The following is a 25389-nucleotide window of genomic DNA, read 5'->3' as shown; positions in this document are numbered from 1 at the left end:
ACTACTCTCTCAAGAGGGCAATAATCCGCCAACGTCAATACATTAAAAAACGTTGGCCATTACCATAATGATACAAAAAACAAGTTACAAGTTATTAGATATTATCTTGAAACTTTCTAAATACTAGAGAAACGTTAGTTCCTCCAAAACCGAAAGAATTAGACATAGCAACATTAACATTCTTCTTAATAGCCCTGTGTGGCACCAAATCTATGAACGTTTTTTTCGCTGGATTATCTAGATTAAGAGTTGCGGGAACAATACCATCACGAATTGCAAGATTACAAATAGCAGCTTCAACCGCGCCTGCTGCTCCAAGCAAATGCCCCATTGCAGATTTAGTAGAAGACATGGAGACGTGGTAACAGCTATCGCCCATCAATCTTTCAACGGCACCAAGTTCTATGGTATCTGCAATAGTAGACGTCCCATGGGCGTTGATATAATCTATATCACTAGGCAACAATTTGGCTCGAGCAATTGCAGAAGACATACAGCGATACGCACCATTTCCATCTTCTGGTGGCATAGTAATATGGAAGGCATCTCCTGAAAGACCATATCCAATTATTTCAGAATAAATTTTAGCACCACGAGCCTTGGCATGCTCAAGATCTTCTAAGACCAATGCTCCCGCCCCTTCACCCATGACAAAGCCATCTCTATCTTGATCAAACGGCCTAGAAGCCCTTGTAGGATCATCATTAAATCGAGTTGACAAAGCCCGACATGCAGCAAAGCTTGCAACTCCTAAACGACAAATAGGTGCTTCTGCTCCACCAGCAACCATCACATCTGCATCACCGAAGGCAATAAGACGTGATGCATCACCAATAGCATGAGCTCCACTAGAACACGCTGTCGTTACGGCATGGTTGGGACCTCTTAATTGATTACGGATGGAAATATTACCAGATAGAAGACTGATAATACTTCCAGGGACAGTAAAAGGAGAAATCTTGCGAGGGCCACCATCCCGAAGCACATTACTGCTTTCCACAATTCTATTCAGTCCTCCCATACCAGATCCAAAAACTACTCCTGTAGAATTTCGATCCTTATCTGTTTTAGGAGCCCATCCAGAGTCGGCAAGCGCCATATCAGATGCGACCATACCATACAGAATGAACTGGTCAATTTTGCGAAGATCCGAAGAAAGAATCCAGTCCTCATAATTAAACGTCCCATCAGAACCGTTTCCAACTGGAATCAAGCCCGCAATCTTAGAAGACAAACCTTCCAAATCAAATTTTTGATCCAGATGCCGAATTCCTACCTCACCCGCAATAAGGCGAGACCAACTCACATCGACTCCACACCCAAGGGGGGTGATCATTCCAAGTCCCGTTACAACCACACGTCTCATAAATTATATTTTCCTTTTTAAAACATTACTATTATCATCAGAAATATATAAAAATAAAAAAAATAAGCGAAGCTAAACGGGAATACTAGATCTCTATTTAAATTAAAGTATACCAAGACTATTGCTTAATTCGTTTGCTTGGCTTTTCTGATAAAATCAACGGCATCCTTAACAGTCAAAATTTTGTTAGCGGATTCTTCTGGAATTTCAAGTGAAAATTTTTCCTCAAAAATCATGACGAGCTCAACAACATCCAAAGAATCTGCACCCAATTCTTCAATAAAACGCGCACTTTCCACTATCTGATCTTCTTTAACAGAAGTAAGTTGCGATAAAATTACTTCTTTTACGGCCTCGAAAACATCGTCATTAGCATTTGGCATGTTTGATTATCCTTTTTTTGAATTAATACGTAGAGCCTATACAGATCTCCACTACTCCTTATATCCCAATACCCTATCCTCATGTCAACTAAAACGATAACATCATATTAAGATAAAATCCTCTTAATAACATGAAAAAGCGTACAACATCCTCTATAAATATAAAGAACGCCACACCCTATAACAATATCTCTGTAACAAAAGTACTTTATATCTTAAATCATTGCCATACCACCATTCACATGAATAGTTTGACCTGTTACATACGATGCTTCTAATGAAGATAAGTAAAGCACGGCAGCAGCAATATCATCAACAGCTCCCATACGCTTCATAGGAATGGAAGAAATAATTTTTCCCTTTTGATCCTCAGTCAGATTAACCGTCATATCACTTCCTATAAAACCAGGAGCAACGCAATTCACTGTTACATTACGCCTACCTGTTTCCTGTGCAAGAGCCTTAGTAAAACCTGTCAATCCAGATTTGGCTGCGCAATAATTAACCTGTCCAGCATTTCCCGTAAATCCCACAACAGATGTGATATTAATGACACGACCAAAACGATTTCTAATCATCAAAGGAACTAATTGACGGGTTAAAAGAAACGCCGATGTTAAGTTAACAGACAAAACATCATCCCAATCCTCATACCGCGCTCGCATAAAAAGAGAATCCCTCACAATCCCTGCGTTATTCACAAGGATATCAACTCCTCCCATCTCTTCATTAACCCTTTTAGACAAATATTCCACAGATACACGATCTGAAAAATTAGCTGGGAAAAGAAGAAAACGATCGACATCATCAAAGTTCTTTGCGACTTTCTCCAATTTTTCTTGAGAAGTACCATGCAATCCAACGGAAGCTCCTTGTTTGTATAAAATCTTAGCGATTGCAAGACCAATACTACCGCTTGCACCTGTCACTAGTGCTTTTTTACCTGTTAAATCAAACATCTATATAATATCCTAACCAACTATAGATCTGAGCGCTAAATCTATATCCTCAACCTTACTAATAGAAACAGCCGATAAAGATTTATCAATACGCTTGGCGAGACCTGTTAATACTTTTCCAGAACCAACCTCATAGACACTCTTTACACCATGGTTTGCAAACCACTGTATAGTCTCTCTCCAACGCACTCTTCCTGTTACTTGTTCCACCAATAGTCTAGAGATCTCATCAATGCTAGAAACTGGACTTGCACAAAAATTTGGCAAGATGGGCACCACTGGATCCTGTTTTGTAACACTATCCAACATCCATTTCATTACTTTAGAGACGGGAGTCATTAACGATGAGTGAAAAGGGGCAGAGACAGGCAAAAAGACGGCACGCTTCGCACCTTTATTCAGACAAGTATCAGCTGCGCATTTAACAGCATCTTGCAATCCAGAAATCACTACCTGTCCCCCACCATTATCATTGGCAATCTCACATATTCCAACTCTAGAAGCCTGTGCACAAATAGAATCAACCACACAATCATCTAAACCGATAATAGCCACCATACTTCCTAACCCCGGAGGTACAGCTTCCTGCATAGATTTGCCACGAGCTCGCACCAATCTGATAGTATCAGATAGGGAAAACGCTTTTGCTGCACAAAGAGCTGTATATTCCCCTAGCGAGTGTCCGGCGACATAACTTATATCCCTCTTAACACATAAACCATTTTTTTCCATCACGCGAATAAACGCCATTGATACAGCTGTTAAAGCAGGCTGAGCATTACAGGTAGCAGTTAATTCCTCTTGCGAACCATTCCACATCAAATCTGAAAGATTTTGATTTAAAGTATGATCAACCTCTTCAAAAACAAGACGTGCCTCGGGAAAAGAATCGTAGAGATCACGCCCCATTCCTATTACCTGACTGCCTTGTCCTGGAAATGTCAACACTGTAGACATACTAGAATTACACCACTCCTCTATTATTTTGCTAGGCTTTATATTTCCAATAGAAAGTCAAAAAGTCAAGAAGAACGAATGTCACTTCTCTAGATTATCTGATCCTCTTATCAACTAAACACATTTTTTATCAGATTCTCTCAAGATTCTTTATAATGCTCATCTCCGGACTATCTTTCTGTAAAGACAACTGGAATCATCATACTTGGTGGATAATATCATGATAAACAAATGTATGAATTATTATCTTCTCTTTCATTGTTTACAAATAATCTCAAATTACACAATGTTTTCTCTTTATTTCTTAGTATAAAGAACTGAAATAAGTTTTTTTTGTTGTGTCACATGCAAAATCCATTAGCTCCTGAAAAACCGATGAATATTCTCTATTACCTTGACTTAATTCAACCCTAGATCATCTTGACCATTGCACCCGGCCATGCTATAGAATTAATCATGAGTGTTGAGGTTGTATTTTATTAAAAGGTATATAATTGAATATGTTACGTTATTTTATATGTTTGTTGTTCTCATATATTCCCATGTCGGCATCTGCTACGACACAAAAAAAAGTAGTATTATCCAGTTTTTCTATTATCGGAGACATAACACAAAATATTGCTAAAGATTTGGTAACAGTAACCACTTTAGTAGAAGCGGGCAATGATTCTCATAGTTATCAAGTTACATCTGCAGATGCAATTAAAATACAAAATGCAGATCTGATTCTATGCAATGGCTTGCATCTTGAAGAAACTTATATGAAGTATTTCACTAATTTAAAAAAAGGAACTAAAATCATTACCGTCACCGACGGAATCAATCCTATTGGCGTGTCGGAAGATACCAGTGTAGACAGTGAACCTAATCCCCACGCTTGGATGTCCCTTACCAATGCAATGATATACATCGAAAACATTAGAAAAGCATTGACAGCATTAGATCCAAGTAATGCTAAAAAATATGAACTCAATGCACGAGAGTACTCAGAAAAAATACGAAATTCGATATTGCCCTTAAAAACTAGAATTGAAAAAGTGGACCCTGAAAAACGTTGGTTTGTTACTAGCGAAGGGTGTTTGGTATACTTAGCGGAAGATTTTGGTTTCAAATCACTATATCTCTGGCCAATTAATTCCGATTCTGAAAGGAGTCCTTCTATGATGCGTCATGCGATCAATCAGATGCGCTCCCATAAAATAAAATTTATATTTTCTGAAAGTACAAATTCTGATCAACCAGCCAAACAAGTTGCCTATGAAACAAATGCATCCTATGGTGGGGTTTTATACGTAGATAGCCTCAGTAAACCAGATGGTCCTGCTCCCACTTATTTAGACTTACTTAGATTCTCTCTAACGAAAATTGTGGATACTTTATTTTGATGAAAACAGCTGTCGCTTCCACGAAAGGTGGACTAGAATTAAAAGATATATCAGTAACATATCCTAATGGTTATTGCGCTTTGGAAGACGTCAATCTTTTTATTCCCGAGAATACAATAACTGCCTTAATTGGCCTAAATGGGGCTGGAAAATCTACTTTGTTTCAAGCTATCATGGGGCTTATCCCACTAGATAAAGGGTCAATATCCATCTTCAATCAAACCGTGGAAAATGCGCTGAAAGCAGATCTCATTGCTTATATACCCCAAACAGAATCCATAGATTGGACTTTTCCTATTCTCGTAGAAGATGTTGTGATGATGGGTCGTTACAAACATATGAACTGGCGACGTGTAGCGTCAAACAACGATTATCGAATCGTAACGGAGGCATTAGAAAACGTAGGGATGTCTTCTATGCGCCAAAGACAAATCGGCGAACTTTCCATAGGACAGCAAAAGCGCGTTTTTCTTGCCCGTGCACTCGCCCAAAAAAGCCAGGTTATCATCATGGACGAACCTTTTGCAGCAATTGATTTTAAGACGGAAAGAGAAATGATTTTTCTCTTAAAATCGTTACTCAACGAAGATATAATGATCTTGGTTTCTACGCATAATATTAATTCCATTCCTTCTTTTTGTGACCGAACTATTTTTCTCAAAAAGACAGTGCTCGCTTCTGGGTTAACATCGGATATCTTTAATGAGGATAATATTCAAAAAACCTTTGGAGCTCAAGTATCTCCTCAGTCGAGTATCTTGAATGAGAGTAATATTCAAACAACTTTTAAAGCTGAGGTATATCCTCAAATAAATTCCACCATGTGCATAAAAAAAAGCTGATTCTATGATAAATCAAATTTTAGAACCTTTTACATACAATTACATGAATACAGCTATTTGGATGAGTACTCTGATAGGATGTGTTTGTGGTTTGCTGTCAGCATATTTAATTTTGAAAGGTTGGTCTTCCATTGGGAATGGAATTTCGCATGCGATTTTTCCTGGGATAGTTGTCTGCCATCGATTGAATATCCCTTTATCCGTTGGCGCTACTATTTCGGGAATGTTAGCGACCGGTATAATGGTGAAAATTAAAGAGACAACAAAGCTACGAGAAGACGTTGCTATTGCCGTGGTCTATATAATTTTCTATTCTTTTGCTATGTTTATGTTGTCACTATCACCATCTGCTGTTTATGTAGAAAATATTTTTTTAGGAAATACTCTTTCTATGAGTAGATCTGATACGATTCAAGTTTTGATTATAACTTTTAGCGTTGCATGCATTGTATACATGAAATGGAAAGATTTTGTACTTTTATTTTTTGATGAAAGACATGCCCATTCGGTAGGAATAAATGTAAAATTATTGAAAATGTTATTTTTTAGCTTATTAACCATAACGATAGTGATTGGCTTCCAGACAGTGGGCATATTACTTGTCATTGCAACCGTCATCACGCCTGGTGCTACAGCTAAGTTAATGAGCAAATCTTTTGGGACATATCTTGTTTCAAGCTCTCTCCTTGGTGCTACTAGTAGCTTTCTAGGATCATATATTAGTTATTTCCTAGACTGTAGCCCTGGAGGAATAATTGTAATCATAGAAACCAGTTTGTTTTTACTATGTCTTTTCTTTTTCTCTAAACAATACAGAACCTCATAAATGGCAAAGTATGTGCATTTCTTCATAAACAATCTATAAAAGAGGACGTCTGATGAGTAGTTTCCTACATTATGTTCTGTTGCCTTTGACATTTCCTGCTATCCAAAATAGTTTTATTATCACTGTTATAGTGGTGATTCCCATGTCCGTTCTATCTTGTTTTATAATTTTAAAAAATCAATCTTTTGCAGGAGAAGCGATTTCACATTCAGTTCTCCCTGGGATTGTTTTATCTCATATGGCAGGAATCCCATTAGAAATTGGAGCTTTTATCGCAGGGATGATCTGTACATTATCTGCTGGGTACCTTAAAGAGAAGAGCTATTTTCAAGAAGACCTCGTCTTGAGCATTGTATTTTCTGGCATGTTTGCTATTGGAATAATTCTGATATTGAAAGTTCATAGCTCTCTTCATTTTAGCCACATATTATTAGGAGATATGTTGGGAATATCTAAATCAGATATTATAACAACGGCTTTTTTCGCGTTTATTTCTATATCTTTTCTCATTCTCAAAAAGAATGATCTTCTTCTCATGATATTTGATCCTATGCACGCTCATTCCATGCAAATTCCCATAAAATTATTGCATTATAATTTTTTAATTGTACTATCCCTTATTATTGTGATTTCCTTAAAATCAATAGGAATCATTCTTCCTCCAGCGGTGCTAGTACTTCCTGGAGCGACTGCTTTTCTTTTATCTAAACATCATACGACGATGATATTACTTTCGGTTATCATTTCTGTGGTATGTACTCTCGTAGGTATATATATAAGTTTCTTCATCAATAGTGCAGCAGCACCCACAGTTGTCATTCTCATGGCTATTTTCTTTGTAGTAGTCTATGCATATTCAATAATTATCAATAAAAGAACTGCCTAGAGAAAGTTATAAACCCTAGATAAATGCTCTTCGAGTCGATTTTAAATTTCTCATTCGCTATTTATTGCGCAATAAAATATATTATATTGAATCAAAGAATGGTTATTTCAAATTTGAAATTAATAAAAAAATAAAACCTTTGTCTTATAAATTTTCTTGTATTCTAATTTAAGATATAGTGTGTGATTCAATCAATGTAAACATACCATTAAAAGGACAGAAAAGAAATCCGACAGCAACCAAAGTAGATATTTTGAAAAATTCAAACATTTGAAACTCCTTGTCGTTCACATTGATATCCATCCTAGAAGGAAGAGGAATTCCTTACAGTGTAAGAAAGAGGCTGACTACCTCAGTATATTCCTGCTTTTCTGAAAGAAGTTTGTAATTTCTCTTCACATAAGTACAGCATATCCTGCTGCTAAATATATTACATCGGCATTCATTCCACATGCACACATACGAATTGACTTTGTGATTGACGATTTTCTATTGCAGTATAATCACAAAGAACATTTTGACTGGTATATGCCGAAGGGACTGCTAATAAACAAAGAATCTCCTTAAAACAATCAGTTGTAAAAAAATATTGAGATTGTAACTCGTAATGAAGGCAGTAGAACATTCAGCACCACATGTCCAATATTTAACTCTTTTTAAGAATTCTTCCCGATATCTGATAAAATTAATTTAATAAGAAAAAATCTAGGAATTATCTCACAAAAAGAAAAAAATTCCCTATAAAAATATTTTTTCTTCATTGATGATAATCATAATATTAGGAGAAAACGACAGCTCTGATAGCCATAAAAAGAAGACTATTTGCTGATCTGAACGTCATTATGATCTTGTTCATTAAGACCCGAATCAGATAGATTATTTCCTAGTTCTTGAATAGGCCTCCCTTTTAAATCCATACTTAAATTATTCTCTAATGGTTGAGATGATTCTTTTTCTAAAGTCTTATTTGAACTACTTCCAGAACTTTTTTCTGATCCTTGAGAAGTAATGTCCGTAGAAGAGTATTCACTTAATGCTTTCTTGGAAATTGATTCAGAATTACTAATAGAATCGTTAATAGGATCTTTACATTGCATTAACCAAATGTCATATATCGAATGATCAATAGCATTCATAGCAGGGCTATCTGCGAACATCCAGCCAGAAAAAATTGACCGCACTATACGATCTGTAAAAATCTCAGAAATTGATACAAATGCATCAATACGCTGAGCTTCGCGATCATCTCTTGAATAACAAACCATTGGTTTAATTATCAAAGATCCAAATTGAGCACTTTGGTTAATTTCAACATCAAAGGTCAAAACACGACCTGTAATCTTATCCATACCAGCAAATTCGGCTACTTTATTTGCGAATCTAGCAGAATTTGCAAATTTAGCATGACTAAATACAAAAAATAAAATCAATAATAAAACTCGGTACTTCAAAAATTAACTATCCCCAAAAATCGTGTTCCTAAAGAAATAAACCCATTAAACATCAATAATCAGGAGACCAAGCACTATATTTACCTTTAGTGCTAGTACCAGCCATATTATCTCTTCTAAATCGTGGATAATAAGAGTTTAATGAGCCGGTAGCGTTCACACAATGTGGTTTCTGCCAATCAAACGAATTTTCTTCTTCTGCTTTAGGCACACCTATCCTACGATGATGAATCCAACCATGCCACATAGGAGGAATAGAAGAAGGATCTGTATACCCATTATATATAACCCAACGCCTCGAAGAACCGTTAATATTTTTACGACTTTCATAATATGTATTACCAAATTCATCTTTACCAACAATATGACCAAAACGCCAAGTGAAAAACCTTGTCCCCAATGTCTGACCATTCCACCAAGTAAAAATTTGCAATAAAAAATTTTTCATATAAATTCCTTTCTACAATCATCATGCAAATTTCTAATCACATCAGTTACCAAGCTGAATCACATAATATGAAACGCATGTTTATACCTTAAATAGCGACTAAATAATAAACAATCAAAAAGGAAACATCCTTTCCAAAATTGAATCAATGTACAACTGCTATCCAAGAATTATGAATCAATCATTGGGATTACTTTAGCTAAGTCATCAACAATACGCTTAATTCTAGATAAATCATCTCCTTCTGCCATAATACGAATAAGAGATTCTGTACCTGAAGCGCGAACAATTAACCGATCGATTCCCCGCAACTCAGACTCTGCATCAGCAATAGCCTGTACAATAGAAGAACTGTTTAAAATAGAAGTATCTTTGACTGAAACACTGCGCAAAAACTGCGGATATTCTTCAAAACAATGACAAATTGTGCTAACAGGTTTATCATATTGCTTGATATAACGTAATACCTGCAAAGCCGCTACAAGACCATCCCCTGTAGAACCATAATCAGATAAAATAATATGACCAGATTGCTCACCACCGACATTGAATCCGTTATTTTTCATATACTCCATAATATAACGATCACCAACTTCAGTGCGCTTTAAAGATAAACCAAGACCTGCAATAAATCTTTCAAGACCAATATTTGACATTACCGTAGTAACAATACCATTCCCTCTTAACAAAGAATGACTCATCCATTCCCGTGCAATAAGAGCCATAATTTGATCTCCGTTAACTATGGCACCCTTCTCATCAACGATGATAACCCGATCACCATCTCCATCTAAGGCTATCCCAATATCGGCCCGTACTTCATGTACTTTTCTCTGTAGGGATAATACATTGGTAGAACCACAATCAAGATTTATATTGATACCATTAGGCTTATCTCCAATAACGACAACATCGGCTCCTAATTCCCAAAACACCTCTGGAGCAACCTTGTAAGATGCGCCATTAGCGCAATCTACAACAATCCGTAAACCTTGCAAGGTAACATCACGTGGCAAAGTACGTTTCACATGTTCAATATAACGATCATGTACACCATCTACTCGTTTCGCATGTCCAATACTATCATAACAAGACAAATATGATGTTAAATCATCCTCAAGAAGGGTTTCAATACGATCCTCAATATCGGTAGAAACTTTATAACCATCTGGACCAAAAAGTTTGATCCCATTATCTTGATATGGGTTATGAGAAGCAGAAATCATAACACCAACATCAGCACGAAGAGACCGCGTAAGCATAGCAACAGCTGGAGAAGGAATAGGTCCAAGAATAAAAGCATCCATCCCTGCTGCAGTAAAACCTGCTACCAATGAATTTTCAAGCATATAACCAGATAAACGAGTATCTTTACCAATAACAACTCTACGATGCTTTTTTTTACCTCTAAACAAGTAACCCACGGCAATACCAATACGCATCATAAAATTAGGGGTGATAGGAAATGTATTAGACTTACCACGAATCCCATCGGTACCAAAAAAACGTCGCTTCATATCTACTTCCTTGAGGATTGACTATAAAAAAAACTCAAAAACCCAAACAAGTCACCAATATAATATGCCAAACATTAAAAAAATATATTCTCTTACTATAATATTTAATTTCATAAACCGGTCACTCACTGTCGTAGTCATATTGCAAAACACGATACTACTACTGAACACTCTTAGTGTCTTCTTTTTCCAAATCATCAGTATTGGAAGAATCAATATTTTCATTATCCTTCTCTTCCGAACAAGATACTTCTGCTTCTTGAACTCCTGCCTGTGGAACAGACGCACACAATGCAACACCATCGTCTTCCGAAGGTCTACTTATTTTTTCTCCTCTAATTAAAGAAGCAATTTCCTTTCCAGATAGTGTCTCATACTCTAATAATGCTTCAGCAATCGCAACAAAATTATCATTTTTTTCCTGTATAATAGACTTCGCTTTTTGATATGCTTCTTCTATAAGACGGAAAACTTCTTTATCTATTTTTTGAGCAGTCTCCTCTGAAATACTTCTAGGACGAGATACTGGATGACTAAGAAGAGCCTCTTGTTGACCTTCTTCATAAGAAACTTTCCCCAATAAATTAGAGAAACCGAATTGCGTTACCATAACACGTGCTAACTTTGTCGCATATTCAATATCCGACATGGCACCTGAAGTTACATTGTCTTCGCCAAAAGTAAACTCTTCAGCAACTCGCCCACCCATTAGAATAGTTAAACGAGATGTCATCCATACATAAGTTGTGGAATGACGATCTGCTTCTGGCAACTGCATTACCATACCTAATGCTCTCCCACGTGGAATTATGGTAGCTTTATGAAGAGGATCTGCTTTTGGAACATGACATGCAACAACAGCATGTCCCGCTTCATGGTACGCAGTGATTTTCTTTTCTTCCTCCGTCATCGCCGTAGAACGACGCTCTGCTCCCATGAGAATTTTGTCTTTTGCATCTTCAAACTCTTGCATTGTGACCAAACGCCTATTACGACGTGCTGCCATCAAGGCAGCTTCATTCACCAGATTTCTTAAATCTGCACCAGAAAACCCAGGTGTTCCTCTAGCAATCGTTTTTAAAATAACATTAGGAGCCAATGGAACATTACGACTGTGAACCATAAGTATATGTTCTCTACCCACAATATCAGGATTCGGAACTGTTATCTGACGATCAAAACGACCTGGACGTAACAGAGCTGCATCCAAAACATCAGGACGATTAGTTGCCGCTATAAGAATTACACCCTCACTAGATTCAAAACCATCCATTTCGACCAATAACTGATTGAGGGTTTGCTCCCGTTCATCATTTCCCCCTCCTAAACCTATGCCACGGTGACGACCAACAGCATCTATCTCATCAACAAAAACAATACAAGGCGAATTATTCTTAGCTTGCTCGAACATATCACGAACACGAGAAGCACCAACCCCAACAAACAACTCCACAAAATCAGATCCAGATATAGTAAAAAATGGAACATTAGCTTCACCCGCTACAGCACGTGCTAACAATGTCTTACCAGTTCCTGGAGGCCCTACCAAAAGAACTCCATGAGGAATACGCCCACCTAAACGTTTGAATTTTTGAGGATCACAAAGAAAATCTACTATTTCCTGCAAATCCTCTTTTGCTTCATCAACTCCCGCCACATCCTTAAATGTCACACTACCAACATTTCCAGAAAGCAACTTAGCTTTGGATTTTCCAAAACCCATCGCACCACGCGCTCCACCTCCTTGTATTTGTCTCATGAGAAACATCCATACAAGAACTACTAATACTAAAGGGAACCAACTACCAAGATAACTCAACAATCCTGGAGAACCATCATTAACCGGTCTGGAAGAAATTTCTATGTCTTTCGATTGTAATTTATCCAAAAGCTTACTTCCAACCAATGGCATGTAAGTTTGGAAAGACGATTCGCCATTAACATAAAATCCTGTAATATGAGTGCCTATCACAGATATCTTACGAACGCGTCCAGCATCTACATCTTTTATAAATTGAGAATAAGAAATATCCTGAACCCCATCTTGCCCAGCAGAAGGAGCTTGAAATATAGAGAACGACGCTATTAAACACAGTGCTATCATAATCCATAAAACAAAATTCCTAACGTTAAAGCTCATTGAAGACACCTCAGAATACTAAAATTCACTATCAGACTGACCAAAAAACATCTATTATCCAAATAGAATCAAGATGTTAATAACAATTATTCAATAAAATCAATGAAAATATATTTTTTCCCTCAAAAAAACGGCAATCGGGGAATAAATACTTTGCCAAATGATATAGAAAATGCGTAAGCAACCGGTAAATCAAATTTTGTCATGAAGCGAGAAAACGGTGCTAACAAAGGCTTGCCTCCTTCTTTAGATGGCATACTTGAAAGAGCACGTTGCGCAATTATAGGTGGAATACCAGAAGGGACATCCGCTTTCCTATATGATTGAGGACCAATTTGAATGAGTGAATCGGATAAATTTTGAAATTGATATCTTCCATCCCAAACAGTAGTTTCTTCCGGGTAAAGAATCAACGTAGGAAGATTTCGTACTGCACGTGTTATCCATAAAAAATTTGCACGTCGATCTATCACAACTCGTCCAATACTAACACATCCCCTTTTCCCACTTTTAAGAAACAACATTACCCTTTCCATAGAGCGATATCCTGGCAAAGAAATTTGACCACCACAAATCGCAGCAGAAACCCTTAACAAATAAAACAAAAGGGTTGAATCAATATTTAAGATATCCTGTGAAATGGCAATGATTGACCGCATATGAACTGTCAAATATTTGGGAATTAACATAGCTACAGCGTTATTAACTTTAACGCGCAAATCTTGAAATTTTTTCATCTTGAGATATAAAGCATGGAGATCAATATCCCGAACAAAACGTCGCACACGAACACGTTCAAATCTATCATCAGTATTACTGGGATCTTCACACCAACTAATATTGCGTTGTAACAAAAAAGAACGTATATCTTCTCGACGGCAGCGTAAAAATGGACGAGAAATCCACAGATTGAGATCATAAAGAATAGTATCACACATACCAGAAAGACCCATGCCCTTTTCAGCATAATCGCGTTGAGAACGCATATAAACTGTTTCCAACTGATCATCAAAGGTATGTGCTGTCATAATTAACGTTGCGTTAATTGTCTTAGCGTGTTCAGAGATCAATGCGTAACGCGCTTCCCGAGCAGCAGCCATTAATCCTGTTTGAGGCTTTGAATTTTTCCACGAAACTACTGAATGAGCAATTCTTAATCTAGAACACACATCAGAGACATACCTCACCTCATCCTTAGCTGTCTCCCTCAGACAATGATCAACAGAAATCGCAGAAAATTTAATTTTTCCAAAAGAACGATCTGAAAGGACAGAATGTAACGCAATGAGAAGCCCCATAGAATCCGATCCACCAGAAACAGCCACAAGAATATGCGCCGGATACACAAGACTTCGTACAAAGAATCTTACACTTTCTATAGGGGATAAAAACATAGATCATACCTACATCAACCAGTTGTTACAATACATCTATGTCGTACAGTTCTTACTTAAAAAACCAAAGAATAATTCAAAATACCATACCACTACTATTCATTCCATTATACAGATTATACTGATCCCATATTCTAAAAAATTAATTAGAAATATCATTTACGACTATATACTTTGAAAAAGTGAACTGTAACGATGATGAAACGAATATGGCCGCATTCACAAACTATACTGTGATACGATCGGCAAAAACGCTTTTGATCCCTTTAGAAATATTCTAGCACCCTAAAAATGAATTTGGAATTAGATGATAAGATTTCTATTAAGTATTAGCACGACATCCCTTTAAAAAAACGATCGCACGACGATTTTTCGCATAAGCATCCTCATCATGACCATATACAGATGGCATCTCCTTTCCATATGAAGTAACCTTCATGCGAGATGCGCTAATCCCTCTAGCTACAAAATAATTAAAAACTGCATAAGCACGACGAAGTCCCAAAGCAATACTACTGTTGCGGGAACCTAGTTCATCTGCATGACCTTCTATAAGAAAATCACAATCATGTTTTTCAAGCCAAGATCCTAAATTAGATAACACTTGAATATCTGCTGGGCGAATGGAATAAGAACTGGTATCAAAAAACACAGAATCACCAACAGATGAAGAAAATTGCTCCTGCAAAGAACTCTCATTTAATACTGTGTCAGGAGATGATATCTTCGTATCCAAGTTATCGATACCAGAAATACTCATCATGGTTATTGCCGATAAAATAATGAAAATAGTACTATATTGCATAAAAAACTCCCCTTTCGTACTATCATTCTTGCCCTACCTAGTCATTAAATATTGTGAAAAAAAGACATAAGTTTTTACAAAAAAGAAACACGTATATTAAATGCACTTAATCCATAAACCCTACCCACTGTGGGTCTGAAGCATATGCAGGCGTATTAATCAACGTTTCATTGCGACCATTTAAATCAATTGAATATAGTTTCGACCCTGTATCCCCATCCTTTTTACGAGAAAATATCAAAGAACGACCACTAGGAGACCATGTAGGAGCCTGTAAATTAGAATCCTCTACTAATAGACGCTCTTGCGAACCATCTTTTTTCATCACACCAATCGCAAACTTTTCTCCAGAAAATTTGGTAAAAGCTATGAGATCGCCTTGAGGAGACCAAACAGGATCAAAGTATGACGCCTCTTTATCTTGTGAAATACGCTTTTGATCGGATCCATTTGACTGCATAACATAAAGTTGCTCTTTTCCTTCCCTATCACTTTCAAAAACAATTTGTGAAGAATCTGGCGAATAAGATGCAGAGATATTGATAAATAAAGTATTAGTTAAACGCTCAGTAGCATTCGACTGCAAATCCACACTATAAATATCCATTGCTTCGTCTTTTTGCACACTTATAAGCGCACGCTTGCCATTTGAAGAAAAACGAGGAGCTAAAATCATACTACGGAAGTTCCCAATTCGCTTCGGAGCCCTATCAATCCTAGTATCCATCAAATAAACCCTGAGGATATCTTCATCATCATAAGTAGCATATGCTACCTTTTGTTGATTAGGAGAAAAGCGTGGTTCGAAAAGAATCTGATCTCTACTAGGCGTCAAATAACGTATATTAGCACCATCTCGATCCATAACACATAAACTATTTTTTATTATACCAGAAACAACACTCTCAGAAACAAATAAAATACGCGAGTTAAAATCACCTTTTTCGCCAGTAATACTCTGGTATATATCATCAGAAATGGTATGGGCAATTTTCCTCCAACTCGCAGGAGAGGAAAAAAATTTCTTCCCTATGATTTGTTTGCGATCTTTAACATCCCATAACCGGAACTCCACACGCAAACGATCCTTCCCTTCTTTAATCACCCGACCCGTTACAAGAACTTGAGCACCTAAACTATTCCAATCCTGAAAACGAGGAATACTATCTGGATTAGTGATTTTTTGCTTGAATGAATCTTGGGATATCAGATTAAACACATCGGATCTTTGAAGGTCTTTCGACACAACCTCTGAAACTTTACCGCCTAATTCATCAATAGATACAAATTTGGTAAAAGCAATAGAAACAGGAGAATAATTAGCACTATTGGTAGCAACTTTTACAAAAGCGTGTATTGAAGTGGGGAAAAATCCACCTATCAATACCAATAACAAACAGAGATTTATCTTCATATTCAGTTCCTCAGCTATAAAAAATCTCAAAGACACACTTCCTTTACCCTTATAACAACATATACCCATAAAAAAGAGAAAAAATATTACATTTTTGATGGCACAAAAAAAAGTGTTATGTTGCGCCAACTCTTGTAAGTACTCGGAGAAAGACGAAACGCTTGCGATTTTATAACAGCTTTTCTTGCATTTTCTCTTAACATCCGGCGAACTAATTCTGTCCCTCCAACTACATCAACATTAATCTTTCCAAGCACAAAACCTTTTTGATTCAATTGAAAGTGCATCTTAACTCGTAATTTTTTAAATCTCTTGAAATCAGAAGGAATATTCCAATTCGCTATAACTCTATTGCGAACAATAGCTATTGCATCTTGAGAAGGAATACGTTTTCTACTACTTTTTTCAACCTTTGATAATAGTTCTTTCTTATCTGGTCGCACCACAACGGTATCAATACTTTTCTTCTCTGCAAAAGATATCCCTTGCAGGTCTTGCTCCTTATTCGTTGCTTTACTGATCTTTTGCTTATCATAAGGAGACACAGGCATTCTTAATAATGCCGATTCTTTCAATGCTTGTTCTCCTTTACTACTAGAAGAGCGCTTGGTTTCATTTTCAGTGGCGTGCGTTTTCGTCTGGTCAGAGAATCTATCACCATTTTCTTGAACGGAAAAATCGCGCACAAGATTCTCCTGACTACTTCCTTTGAACTGAACAACTGGTTCTTCTATTTTCTTATATTTACTAGAATGATAATCCTCGTTATAAATATTGTCTACAGACAACATTTCACGTCGAGAAATCGGTACCAACAATTGGACATTAAAGTTGAAATACAACAGCAATAAGAACATAACATGCAATATCATCGATATTGCAAGACCATTCTCTAACCGCACAGCCCTACCATCCTTTTAATTTCGGACTATGAAACTAATGTTTCTATGTCCACTTTTCTGAATATCTAACAAAACACGCATTATTATCCCGTAGGACGTACCATGCTCACCTTGAATCAAGATGTATTCGTTGAACTTGCCACTCTGCAACAATTATATTTTTTTCGTGATCTCATTGAGTAAAACCTGTTGTCCTTGTACGCGAATCTCTCCATCTCGTTTCACATCTATCATAATAGGATATCTCTTGATATCAAGACCTAGAATGAACTCAGCTTTTGGAATAAGCACCATAACAGTGCCGATCAATATTATAAATAAAACCAGCACTAAACCCACGAGAGAAGTCGACTGTAATTCACTATTCATTCTTCCGTCAAGTATGGTAAGGTTACGATTACCTTTACTTCTGCTACGTATTTTTCGTATACCCTCTTGGCTTCGTATATTCATCATAGATTCATTTCTCACACAGCACGAAAGCATGGTTAGGATATATTCCCTTCAGTTTGTCGTGATAGGATGGCAGAAAACTCATTGGCGAATCCCTCCATTTGCATCGCAAACTTCTTTGAATCTTCTATGAACTTATTGTAAGCTATAGATGATGGAATGGAGACACAAAGTCCCAAAAGAATGCTTATCAAAGATTCTATTATTCCTGGAATGGAAACAACATTATTGGAATAGTAGCCCGCAATGCTCTGAAAAAATCCCATCATTCCTAAAACAGCCCCTAAAATGCCTACAAGTAAACCAGCCGAAGACATGCTCCCAAGAAAACTCAATTTTTCTGTTATCTCTTCCAGTTCGCGAGCGATAGCTACATCCATCATACGATCTATACGATCTTGTATACCAATAGGAGAGCGCGCACCTTTGTCACAACTTTTTTTCCACTCACTCATAGCAGACATAAATATTGCAGCTAAACCGATATTATGATGATTTTTTAATGATTTACACACTGTTTCTAAAGACTGTCCCGACCAAAAAAGTTGCTCAAATTCTCTAAATTGACGGCGAAGCGTAATAAAATTTACACTTTTTTGAATGATAACGCTCCAACTAAGAATAGAAAAAATAAACAATAAAGTAATAATACACTTGACTGCTAATCCCATTTGCATAAAAAGAGCGAAAATACTGATATCCATAATAGCCAATCCATAATTATTCACGGATTTTTCCTATAAGGATTAAAATCCAATTGCTAATAACATCAAATCTTACTCCGCAAGACTTGCTTATCATAAAAATCATCTGCTACCAATGCCGTTCTGTGACCTAATCAAATTATCTCAGACTAAATTAGGTTATATCGTGAATTTTCAAATACAAATATAGAAAACCACAGTAAAAAAAATATCATAATAGAAACATATAAGGAAATTCACGGCACAGGTAAATAATACAGAACTAGCGCAGTTTACTTTCCCTTTCCACAAAGAGAAGCCTTTATCCTACCTATGGGGAATATCAATACCAAGATGTTGCCAAGCAATGGGCATTAAGAGTCTCCCACGTGGCGTACGTTGAATAAATCCTTGTTGTATCATGTAAGGCTCTATTAAATCCTCTATAGCATCTCGAGGTTCGGAAAGACCTGCGGAAATGGTTTCTATTCCAACTGGACCACCTCCAAAATTACGAGCAATCATTGTCAAATAACGCAAATCAAGTTGATCAAAACCCATTTTATCGATTGCTAAACGAAGCAGCGCCGCATCTGCGATTTCCCTCGTAATAGTCTTAGCATGTGCAACTTCAGCAAAATCTCGTACACGACGCAATAATCTGCCAGCAATACGTGGAGTTCCTCTAGAACGCATAGCAATTTCGCATGCCGCTTCATCTGTAACAGCCAATCCTGTTAATTTAGCCCCTCTCTGTACTATAGTTTTTAAATCCTCAATTTCATAAAAATTTAATCTAATAGGAATACCAAAACGATCCTGTAAAGGATTGGTAAGCAAACCAACTCTTGTCGTTGCGGCAATGAGAGTAAAACGTGATAAATTAATTTTTACAGAACGTGCAGATGGTCCCTCCCCGACCATGAGATCCAATTGAAAATCTTCCATAGCTGGATAAAGAATCTCTTCTACGATAATACTGAGTCTATGAATCTCATCAATAAATAGAACATCCCGATCTTCTAAATTGGTAAGCAACGCTGCAAGATCCCCTGCTTTCGCAATAACTGGACCCGAAGTCGAACGAAAGTTAACCCCTAATTCTCTTGCAACAACCTGTGCCAAAGTAGTTTTACCAAGACCTGGAGGACCTACAAATAATACATGATCTAACGCTTCAGCACGCGCCTTTGCTGCTTCTATAAAAACCTTCAGATTAGAACACGCTTCAACTTGACCTGTAAATTCCTCTAAAGTTCTCGGACGCAGTAAAGAGATATCAGCATCTTCCTGAGAAACATTACGAGATAGCAATCCCTCACGATCCATCATCTCATGCTAATCTTCATGGATTGAATGTATAAATACAAAATACTCAACATGATATTGCTCTCAAAGCCAAGCGAATGATCTGACTATCATCTGCAATATTCTTTTCTTTTTTAAGAACTGAAACAACAGCTGTTGTCGCTTGATCTTGACCGTAACCTAAATTTACTAACGCAGAGATAGCATTAATCGCAAACGAAGGCATAGAACAGATATGCGCCTGTTCTTTGTTCACACAAGACATATCTTGCTGAACTACAGAGGATAGAGAGATCGCTTTTCCTTTTAATTCTGTCATGATACGACTGGCTATTTTCATACTAATTCCCGGAATCTGAGCAATAACCTTACTATTTTGCAATATTATCGATTCTACCAATTCTGTTGCTGTAATACGAGAGAGAACTCCCATGGCAACTCTTGCCCCTACTCCCTGCACACTTTGCAACAACATAAACCATTGCCGATCTAGATCCGATAGAAATCCAAAAAGCCGAATTTGATCCTGCCGCATATGTGTTTCCACAAATAAAGTACAAAAGTCGCCTATCTTGCCAAGGCAAGACAATGTACGAATCGGACAGTAGATTATATAACAAACACCTTGTACATCAATCAATACATAATCCTCATATAATCCTTCAATATTGCCTTTGATTTTACCTATCATAGTTTTACTACTTTCTACTTACACCTAGAACATATATTCAATATAATTCAATCTTGTGATGCAATTTTATAGTAACCAGAGTTCGCATGATATGCATGACATACGGCGATCGCGAGCGCATCAGCCGCATCTTTTCCCTTAAAAAAACTCTCTGGCATTAACATCTTTAACATCATATGAATTTGCTTTTTATCTCCATGTCCAACGCCTATAACCGCTTTTTTAATGGTATTAGGAGCATATTCAGAAACAGGAATTCGAGCAAGGGCAGGCGATAAAATGGCTATTGCCCGAGCTTGACCAAGCTTAAGTGTCGCCACTGCATCCTTATTTACAAAAACTTGCTCCACAGCTGCTTCTTCAGGGCGCCAATTCTTAATAACATCTGTCAAACCCTCATATAATTGGCACAAACGAAATGCAAGTGACTGTCGCACACAAGAGACAATCGTTCCAGAAGAAACGAAACATAAATTATCCCCCGCGACATCCACAATGCCCCATCCAGTCCGTCGAAGACCAGGATCGATCCCTATAATCCGAATTGATTTGCGCATCACCTTTTCAAATTCCCTTGACAAATTGAAAATAAGCAGGAAATTGACATTTTAATCAAGACAAGATGACTTTATTATATGTGTATACTTGACATTATCTTGACATTTAACAAATCTGAAAACGAGAGACGTGCTTAAAAATGAACTGTAATTCCTGTTTTTGCAGGAATCTTAGTTTTTTTGTATATACAACGCAAGGGTCCCGTAGCTCAGTAGGATAGAGCACCAGATTCCTAATCTGGTTGTCGCGCGTTCGAATCGCGCCGGGATCACCATAAAAATTATAAATAATTGAATTTAGGATATTTTATATTTCTTATAAGAAAATACATCTCCTCCAAAAAGTAATTAATTTATCCCCCTTATTTTTGTCCTCGTTTCTGCCTGACAATCTAATCTTACACCGGAATCCAAACTATTGTAAGGCATGCACCCCTCAAAAAAGTTTGACATAAGAGATCCTAAATCTGATCCAGCACAAAAGAATGCGGAAATAAAAAAATAGCAGCAAATAAAGATAAGTTGAACAGGATTGCATGAGACTCAAGCAAAGGCAGAAGTGATGGCTAAGAGACATAGATGGAATCCTTAGTCTTAACCTTATTATTGTCATATTTTAGGTAATATAGGATGAGTATTATGTTGATAGATGCCAAAAAATAGCATTAGTATTTGTACTAGCATCAACTGCTTTGGTCAGTAATTGTAGTAATTCGGATGAGTCATTCCAGGATAGGACGACACAGATGGAAGAAAAATATCAGGTTCTTAGCACAAAAATTACATAGTTAGATAAGCAGTTAGAAGCAATTAAAAATATATTTGAGGGCGGTAGCAATGCTAAGATATTTGGCAATCTCACATTATACGCTGACGATTTTAATACGTCTCTGCCTAACATAACTATTGCCGATTCCGAGGGTTCTACAAGAGCTAAATACGTATAGTAAACAAAGATTTAGTACTATCCTCGCAAAATCCAGGGCAAAAAGGAGCTTCAATATCTATAGGACCCGATGGACTGAAGGTAAATGGTCAAAAAGTAAACGAGGACGCATTAAACTCTAAAGCTGCAAATGCCTAAAAATTATTTAAATAACGCTTTTATTTCTAGAATATAGCCTAATTACTACTAATCTTCAATCTATTTAAGAAAATCGATAGTTTGAATGATCATGTCAGTGAAAGTGGAAACCTATCATAATATCAGTATTTCCCCTTTGTTCTCTCGCTTCATCTCTATCTATCTCTTGATTTTTAATTCTGCTATTCCAATTAAAAATCCCATTCCACAATCTCTACAATGTTAGGTGTGCTACTTCATCTAAGTGATAGACGTAAAATCCAAACCTCCCGCAACATCTTTCACCATAAACCAATAATTGCCATCTTCATCAACAACTATACGAATAGGGTTGTGTTCCAAATTGAATGGTATCATATCACTCATCTCTTAATCCTTCGGAGGTGAAATGGATCTTATATCTACCCACTTTAACACTTTAGTAATCCGATACTTTCTCCCCAAATTCACTTAATTCTTCCATTTCATCTTGATACTTATTTTGTATTGTATCGATGAAAAACGCTTGGTTTTGGCTATCCAAATTCATAAAATATCGGACAAGATCATCCATCCCAAGTCCCTTAAGTAGCCGTGCATTAGATTGTTCTTCAGCTTCTTTAACGCGTTGATTAGCTTGTTCCACATACTCTTTAGCCAGCTTATGGGCTTCTAACACTTCCATCTTGGCTTCTTTGACCATTCTCAAACTCTCTATCCTGTTGTCTTCCACTAGAGAACATCCAATAATTGTAATAGCGGTCGTCACAAGAGTAGATGCCAGTAATGTTTTAGCTCTCATTTTATGTTTACTTTGACTGGTTTTTCAGCTTCTAAGTAGATTATCGAATCATTGTAAACAATGAATTCGAAATCTCTTTCTCCAGAACTTATACGTAATCTAGGACTTCTCTTCCAATGTCGTAAGTACGACAGTAAAAAAACGACAGTGATCTGCTATATCCTCAATGAAGGTATACAAACCGAGCGATTGCCGAGTCTATAAAACAAAAAACTGTAATAGTTATCAATGCAAGATCATAATCTCTACTGGAGGGATACTATCCTTCTACGATAGCTATTACCACATCACAGACACATCAATGATGCGCTCTATATAAAACGGTGATAAAAATTCATCAACCCATTGGTTCTGATTTAATGAGATATGCAAAATCAGCAACTACTTGCCGATACGCTTCTTTCTTGAAATCAACGACTATATTAGGCGTATCCCATAAAGAAACCCAAGTCCAAGCATCAAACTCCGATTCGTATCCATATGCCGTCCGATCAACACAAATCTCACTTGTTAATCCTTGAAATCGAAAAGCAAACCATTTTTGCATTTGTCCAACATATCCATTCTCTTGTATGCAATGCGCTGGAAAATCATATTGTATATACGAATCTCCTTGCCCCAACAAAGAAATAGATTTGATTCCTGTTTCCTCATATAATTCACGATATGCGGCATCCAGAGGATCTTCTTGAGGATTAATCCCTCCTTGCGGCATTTGCCACAGTGATAAATGCTTATTATTATCATGAAAACAGCGACGTCCAACCCATACAAGGTCATCCTGATTCAAAATTAAAATCCCTACACCGCGTCTATACATACCCAACTTTTCTTTCAAAAAATATTTTTATTGACTCTCATTAATCAATTCCATCCATTTATGAAGAAGGGGACGATAATTTAGCTAAACACGATAAAGGAACAACTGATACATCGCGTACATGTTCCTGTTGCAACCATTGTGAAATCACTTCGATACTCTCATCAAAAGCAACTGCAACACCAATAGCTTGTCCCGTAGTGCGAGCAATCTCTTCTAATCCCTTTAATTTCTCTCTGATCTTATCCCGGTCTACCTGATCATCTAAATACAAATCAGCTACCATATAAGGAAGATTCAATTTTGGAGCTAATACTCTAGTAAGATTACGTGGTGAACTACCATCATCAAAAAACAATAATCCACGCTTAGCAAATTCTTTAAAGATAACTTCCGCAGATTCCTTATTGGACAATAACATGGCTCCACGATAATTCATAACACCGAAATATCCTGTACCACGTCGCAAAGAATAGCGTAATCGATTAAGTAACTGCTGAACTGTTTGTGTTACTTTTAAAGTATAAGAATCATCTTCATTATACGATTCATCAAAAGCCTGCATAGGAATCTGTAAAATAGCCTCTTGCCCCTTTTTCTTTGCTTCTTTCATCCACCTATCTAAACTATTGCCATTAGAAGCAAAAGCAAGTGTGATGTTTGCAGGCAATAAATTAATAGCACGTTGTGTTCCGGTCTGACTTATACCCAAACCAGAAACAACAATAGCTATACGCGCACCACTAGCATTGGAACAAAAATTCTTATCCATAGCAGGAACTTCGGTATCTTCCCGTCCTACCTTATTTTTTGCCAATAACTCTTTTTTAGATAGTCCTAGAATCAATCTTTCCTCTATCGTTGGCAAGGAATCTATGGACGTCGATCTTGTCGGTTTATTGACGACTGTCTTACCAGAAATATCATTCTGAATTTGACCATCATGTTGGGATGAATCATTCTTAAGTTGATTACAAACGGTATTATTATCTCTCTTACTAGGAGATTGTTTATCCTCAATATTAAGAGGAATCGTCAATGGAATAGGAGCAATTTCTCTAATAACAGAGTACGGAATCATCTCTGATATCGTTCCGACAAAAGCATGTGAAATTAAAATGTAAATCGAAAGCCCGACAATAAAAGTACAGAACAACAAAAAAAGACCTAATCGAGAAATAATCTGTGAATAAAAAGATTTTCTCTTAGGCGTCTTTTTCCTTAAAGGATGGTTTAAATCGATACTCACAAATATTACACTTTATTCAAATAATTATTAATGTTCATAAATTATAAAGCTTATTTTTCCTTCACTGTAACCGCTACAAGAGAAAATA

25 protein-coding genes and 1 tRNA gene are annotated in these 25389 nt (G+C 36.8%); 5 read left to right on the top strand and 21 right to left on the bottom strand.

What is annotated here, in order from left to right; translation table 11 throughout:
* Nucleotides 1-94 precede the first annotated feature (94 nt).
* From fabF to fabD, 4 genes are all read right to left on the bottom strand, one after another.
* Nucleotides 95-1366: a beta-ketoacyl-ACP synthase II gene (gene fabF / locus CD16_RS03365; RefSeq protein WP_015452625.1), complete on the bottom strand. Its 1272-nt coding sequence runs from the start codon at nucleotides 1364-1366 to the stop codon at nucleotides 95-97.
* Nucleotides 1367-1491: 125 nt separating this feature from the next.
* On the bottom strand, nucleotides 1492-1749 hold the full coding sequence (locus CD16_RS03360) for an acyl carrier protein (protein ID WP_015452624.1): 258 nt from the start codon (nucleotides 1747-1749) through the stop codon (nucleotides 1492-1494).
* A 215-nt stretch (nucleotides 1750-1964) separates the two neighbouring features.
* On the bottom strand, nucleotides 1965-2708 hold the full coding sequence (gene fabG / locus CD16_RS03355; RefSeq protein WP_015452623.1) for a 3-oxoacyl-[acyl-carrier-protein] reductase: 744 nt from the start codon (nucleotides 2706-2708) through the stop codon (nucleotides 1965-1967).
* A 12-nt stretch (nucleotides 2709-2720) separates the two neighbouring features.
* Complete coding sequence (fabD, locus tag CD16_RS03350; RefSeq protein WP_015452622.1) at nucleotides 2721-3665, bottom strand: ACP S-malonyltransferase; 945 nt, start codon at nucleotides 3663-3665, stop codon at nucleotides 2721-2723.
* A gap of 500 nt (nucleotides 3666-4165) precedes the next feature.
* On the opposite strand from fabD, the gene CD16_RS03345 reads away from it, so the two are divergent.
* Genes CD16_RS03345 through CD16_RS03330 form a run of 4 tightly spaced genes read left to right on the top strand, consistent with a single transcriptional unit; the run spans nucleotide 4166 to nucleotide 7604 of the window.
* On the top strand, nucleotides 4166-5050 hold the full coding sequence (locus tag CD16_RS03345) for a metal ABC transporter solute-binding protein, Zn/Mn family (protein ID WP_015452621.1): 885 nt from the start codon (nucleotides 4166-4168) through the stop codon (nucleotides 5048-5050).
* Nucleotides 5050-5892 carry a metal ABC transporter ATP-binding protein gene (locus tag CD16_RS03340; RefSeq protein ID WP_015452620.1) on the top strand — a complete coding sequence of 281 codons (843 nt, stop codon included), beginning with the start codon at nucleotides 5050-5052 and terminating at the stop codon, nucleotides 5890-5892. Before CD16_RS03345 ends, CD16_RS03340 begins: the two co-directional genes overlap by 1 nt.
* Nucleotides 5893-5896: 4 nt before the next feature.
* Nucleotides 5897-6718, top strand: coding sequence for a metal ABC transporter permease (locus CD16_RS03335; protein ID WP_015452619.1), 822 nt, complete (start codon nucleotides 5897-5899; stop codon nucleotides 6716-6718).
* A gap of 52 nt (nucleotides 6719-6770) precedes the next feature.
* Nucleotides 6771-7604, top strand: coding sequence for a metal ABC transporter permease (locus tag CD16_RS03330; protein ID WP_015452618.1), 834 nt, complete (start codon nucleotides 6771-6773; stop codon nucleotides 7602-7604).
* An 818-nt stretch (nucleotides 7605-8422) separates the two neighbouring features.
* On the opposite strand, the gene CD16_RS03325 is transcribed toward CD16_RS03330, so the two are convergent.
* From CD16_RS03325 to ruvC, 13 genes are all read right to left on the bottom strand, one after another.
* Nucleotides 8423-9034, bottom strand: coding sequence for a DUF2155 domain-containing protein (locus CD16_RS03325; protein WP_240532073.1), 612 nt, complete (start codon nucleotides 9032-9034; stop codon nucleotides 8423-8425).
* Nucleotides 9035-9107: 73 nt separating this feature from the next.
* Nucleotides 9108-9503, bottom strand: a complete 396-nt coding sequence (locus CD16_RS03320; RefSeq protein ID WP_015452615.1) for an NADH:ubiquinone oxidoreductase subunit NDUFA12 — start codon at nucleotides 9501-9503, stop codon at nucleotides 9108-9110.
* Nucleotides 9504-9673: 170 nt separating this feature from the next.
* Nucleotides 9674-11020: a phosphoglucosamine mutase gene (gene glmM / locus CD16_RS03315; RefSeq protein ID WP_015452614.1), complete on the bottom strand. Its 1347-nt coding sequence runs from the start codon at nucleotides 11018-11020 to the stop codon at nucleotides 9674-9676.
* 160 nt (nucleotides 11021-11180) lie between these two features.
* Nucleotides 11181-13160 carry an ATP-dependent zinc metalloprotease FtsH gene (ftsH, locus tag CD16_RS03310; protein ID WP_040055304.1) on the bottom strand — a complete coding sequence of 660 codons (1980 nt, stop codon included), beginning with the start codon at nucleotides 13158-13160 and terminating at the stop codon, nucleotides 11181-11183.
* A 122-nt stretch (nucleotides 13161-13282) separates the two neighbouring features.
* The gene (tilS, locus tag CD16_RS03305) at nucleotides 13283-14554 is read right to left on the bottom strand and encodes a tRNA lysidine(34) synthetase TilS (protein ID WP_015452612.1); all 1272 of its coding nucleotides are present in this window, start codon (nucleotides 14552-14554) and stop codon (nucleotides 13283-13285) included.
* 322 nt (nucleotides 14555-14876) lie between these two features.
* Nucleotides 14877-15359 (bottom strand): OmpA family protein, encoded by a 483-nt coding sequence (locus tag CD16_RS03300; protein ID WP_015452611.1) that lies wholly within the window; start codon nucleotides 15357-15359, stop codon nucleotides 14877-14879.
* A gap of 106 nt (nucleotides 15360-15465) precedes the next feature.
* Nucleotides 15466-16773 (bottom strand): Tol-Pal system beta propeller repeat protein TolB, encoded by a 1308-nt coding sequence (gene tolB, locus CD16_RS03295; protein ID WP_051927344.1) that lies wholly within the window; start codon nucleotides 16771-16773, stop codon nucleotides 15466-15468.
* An 86-nt stretch (nucleotides 16774-16859) separates the two neighbouring features.
* Entirely contained in the window at nucleotides 16860-17675 is an 816-nt protein-coding gene (locus CD16_RS03290; protein WP_015452609.1) for a hypothetical protein, read from the bottom strand.
* A gap of 153 nt (nucleotides 17676-17828) precedes the next feature.
* A complete protein-coding gene (locus tag CD16_RS03285) occupies nucleotides 17829-18131 on the bottom strand; it encodes a hypothetical protein (protein ID WP_015452608.1) in 303 nt (100 codons plus the stop codon).
* Nucleotides 18132-18163: 32 nt separating this feature from the next.
* Nucleotides 18164-18856, bottom strand: a complete 693-nt coding sequence (locus tag CD16_RS03280) for a MotA/TolQ/ExbB proton channel family protein (protein WP_015452607.1) — start codon at nucleotides 18854-18856, stop codon at nucleotides 18164-18166.
* A 282-nt stretch (nucleotides 18857-19138) separates the two neighbouring features.
* Entirely contained in the window at nucleotides 19139-20143 is a 1005-nt protein-coding gene (ruvB, locus tag CD16_RS03275; protein WP_015452606.1) for a Holliday junction branch migration DNA helicase RuvB, read from the bottom strand.
* Nucleotides 20144-20186: 43 nt separating this feature from the next.
* Nucleotides 20187-20810 (bottom strand): Holliday junction branch migration protein RuvA, encoded by a 624-nt coding sequence (gene ruvA / locus CD16_RS03270; RefSeq protein ID WP_015452605.1) that lies wholly within the window; start codon nucleotides 20808-20810, stop codon nucleotides 20187-20189.
* Between the two features lie 47 nt (nucleotides 20811-20857).
* Nucleotides 20858-21367: a crossover junction endodeoxyribonuclease RuvC gene (ruvC, locus tag CD16_RS03265; RefSeq protein ID WP_015452604.1), complete on the bottom strand. Its 510-nt coding sequence runs from the start codon at nucleotides 21365-21367 to the stop codon at nucleotides 20858-20860.
* Nucleotides 21368-21565: 198 nt separating this feature from the next.
* Here ruvC and CD16_RS03260 point away from each other — a divergent pair.
* Nucleotides 21566-21642 (top strand) — tRNA-Arg (locus tag CD16_RS03260).
* Nucleotides 21643-22691: 1049 nt separating this feature from the next.
* On the opposite strand, the gene CD16_RS05790 is transcribed toward CD16_RS03260, so the two are convergent.
* The 4 genes from CD16_RS05790 to CD16_RS03245 form a co-directional block, all read right to left on the bottom strand.
* On the bottom strand, nucleotides 22692-22817 hold the full coding sequence (locus CD16_RS05790) for a BRO-N domain-containing protein (RefSeq protein ID WP_015824915.1): 126 nt from the start codon (nucleotides 22815-22817) through the stop codon (nucleotides 22692-22694).
* A 52-nt stretch (nucleotides 22818-22869) separates the two neighbouring features.
* Nucleotides 22870-23232, bottom strand: coding sequence for a hypothetical protein (locus tag CD16_RS03255; protein ID WP_015452602.1), 363 nt, complete (start codon nucleotides 23230-23232; stop codon nucleotides 22870-22872).
* A gap of 337 nt (nucleotides 23233-23569) precedes the next feature.
* Complete coding sequence (locus tag CD16_RS03250; protein ID WP_015452601.1) at nucleotides 23570-24052, bottom strand: RNA pyrophosphohydrolase; 483 nt, start codon at nucleotides 24050-24052, stop codon at nucleotides 23570-23572.
* A gap of 58 nt (nucleotides 24053-24110) precedes the next feature.
* Complete coding sequence (locus tag CD16_RS03245; protein WP_015452600.1) at nucleotides 24111-25301, bottom strand: divergent polysaccharide deacetylase family protein; 1191 nt, start codon at nucleotides 25299-25301, stop codon at nucleotides 24111-24113.
* Between the last annotated feature and the right edge of the window lie 88 nt (nucleotides 25302-25389).

Origin of the sequence: Candidatus Liberibacter asiaticus (genome assembly GCF_000590865.3) — a bacterium.
In the GTDB taxonomy this organism is placed as follows: Bacteria; Pseudomonadota; Alphaproteobacteria; order Rhizobiales; family Rhizobiaceae; genus Liberibacter; species Liberibacter asiaticus.
The sequence above is the reverse complement of the archived record's forward strand: the minus strand, read 5'-3'. Positions and strand labels throughout refer to the sequence as shown.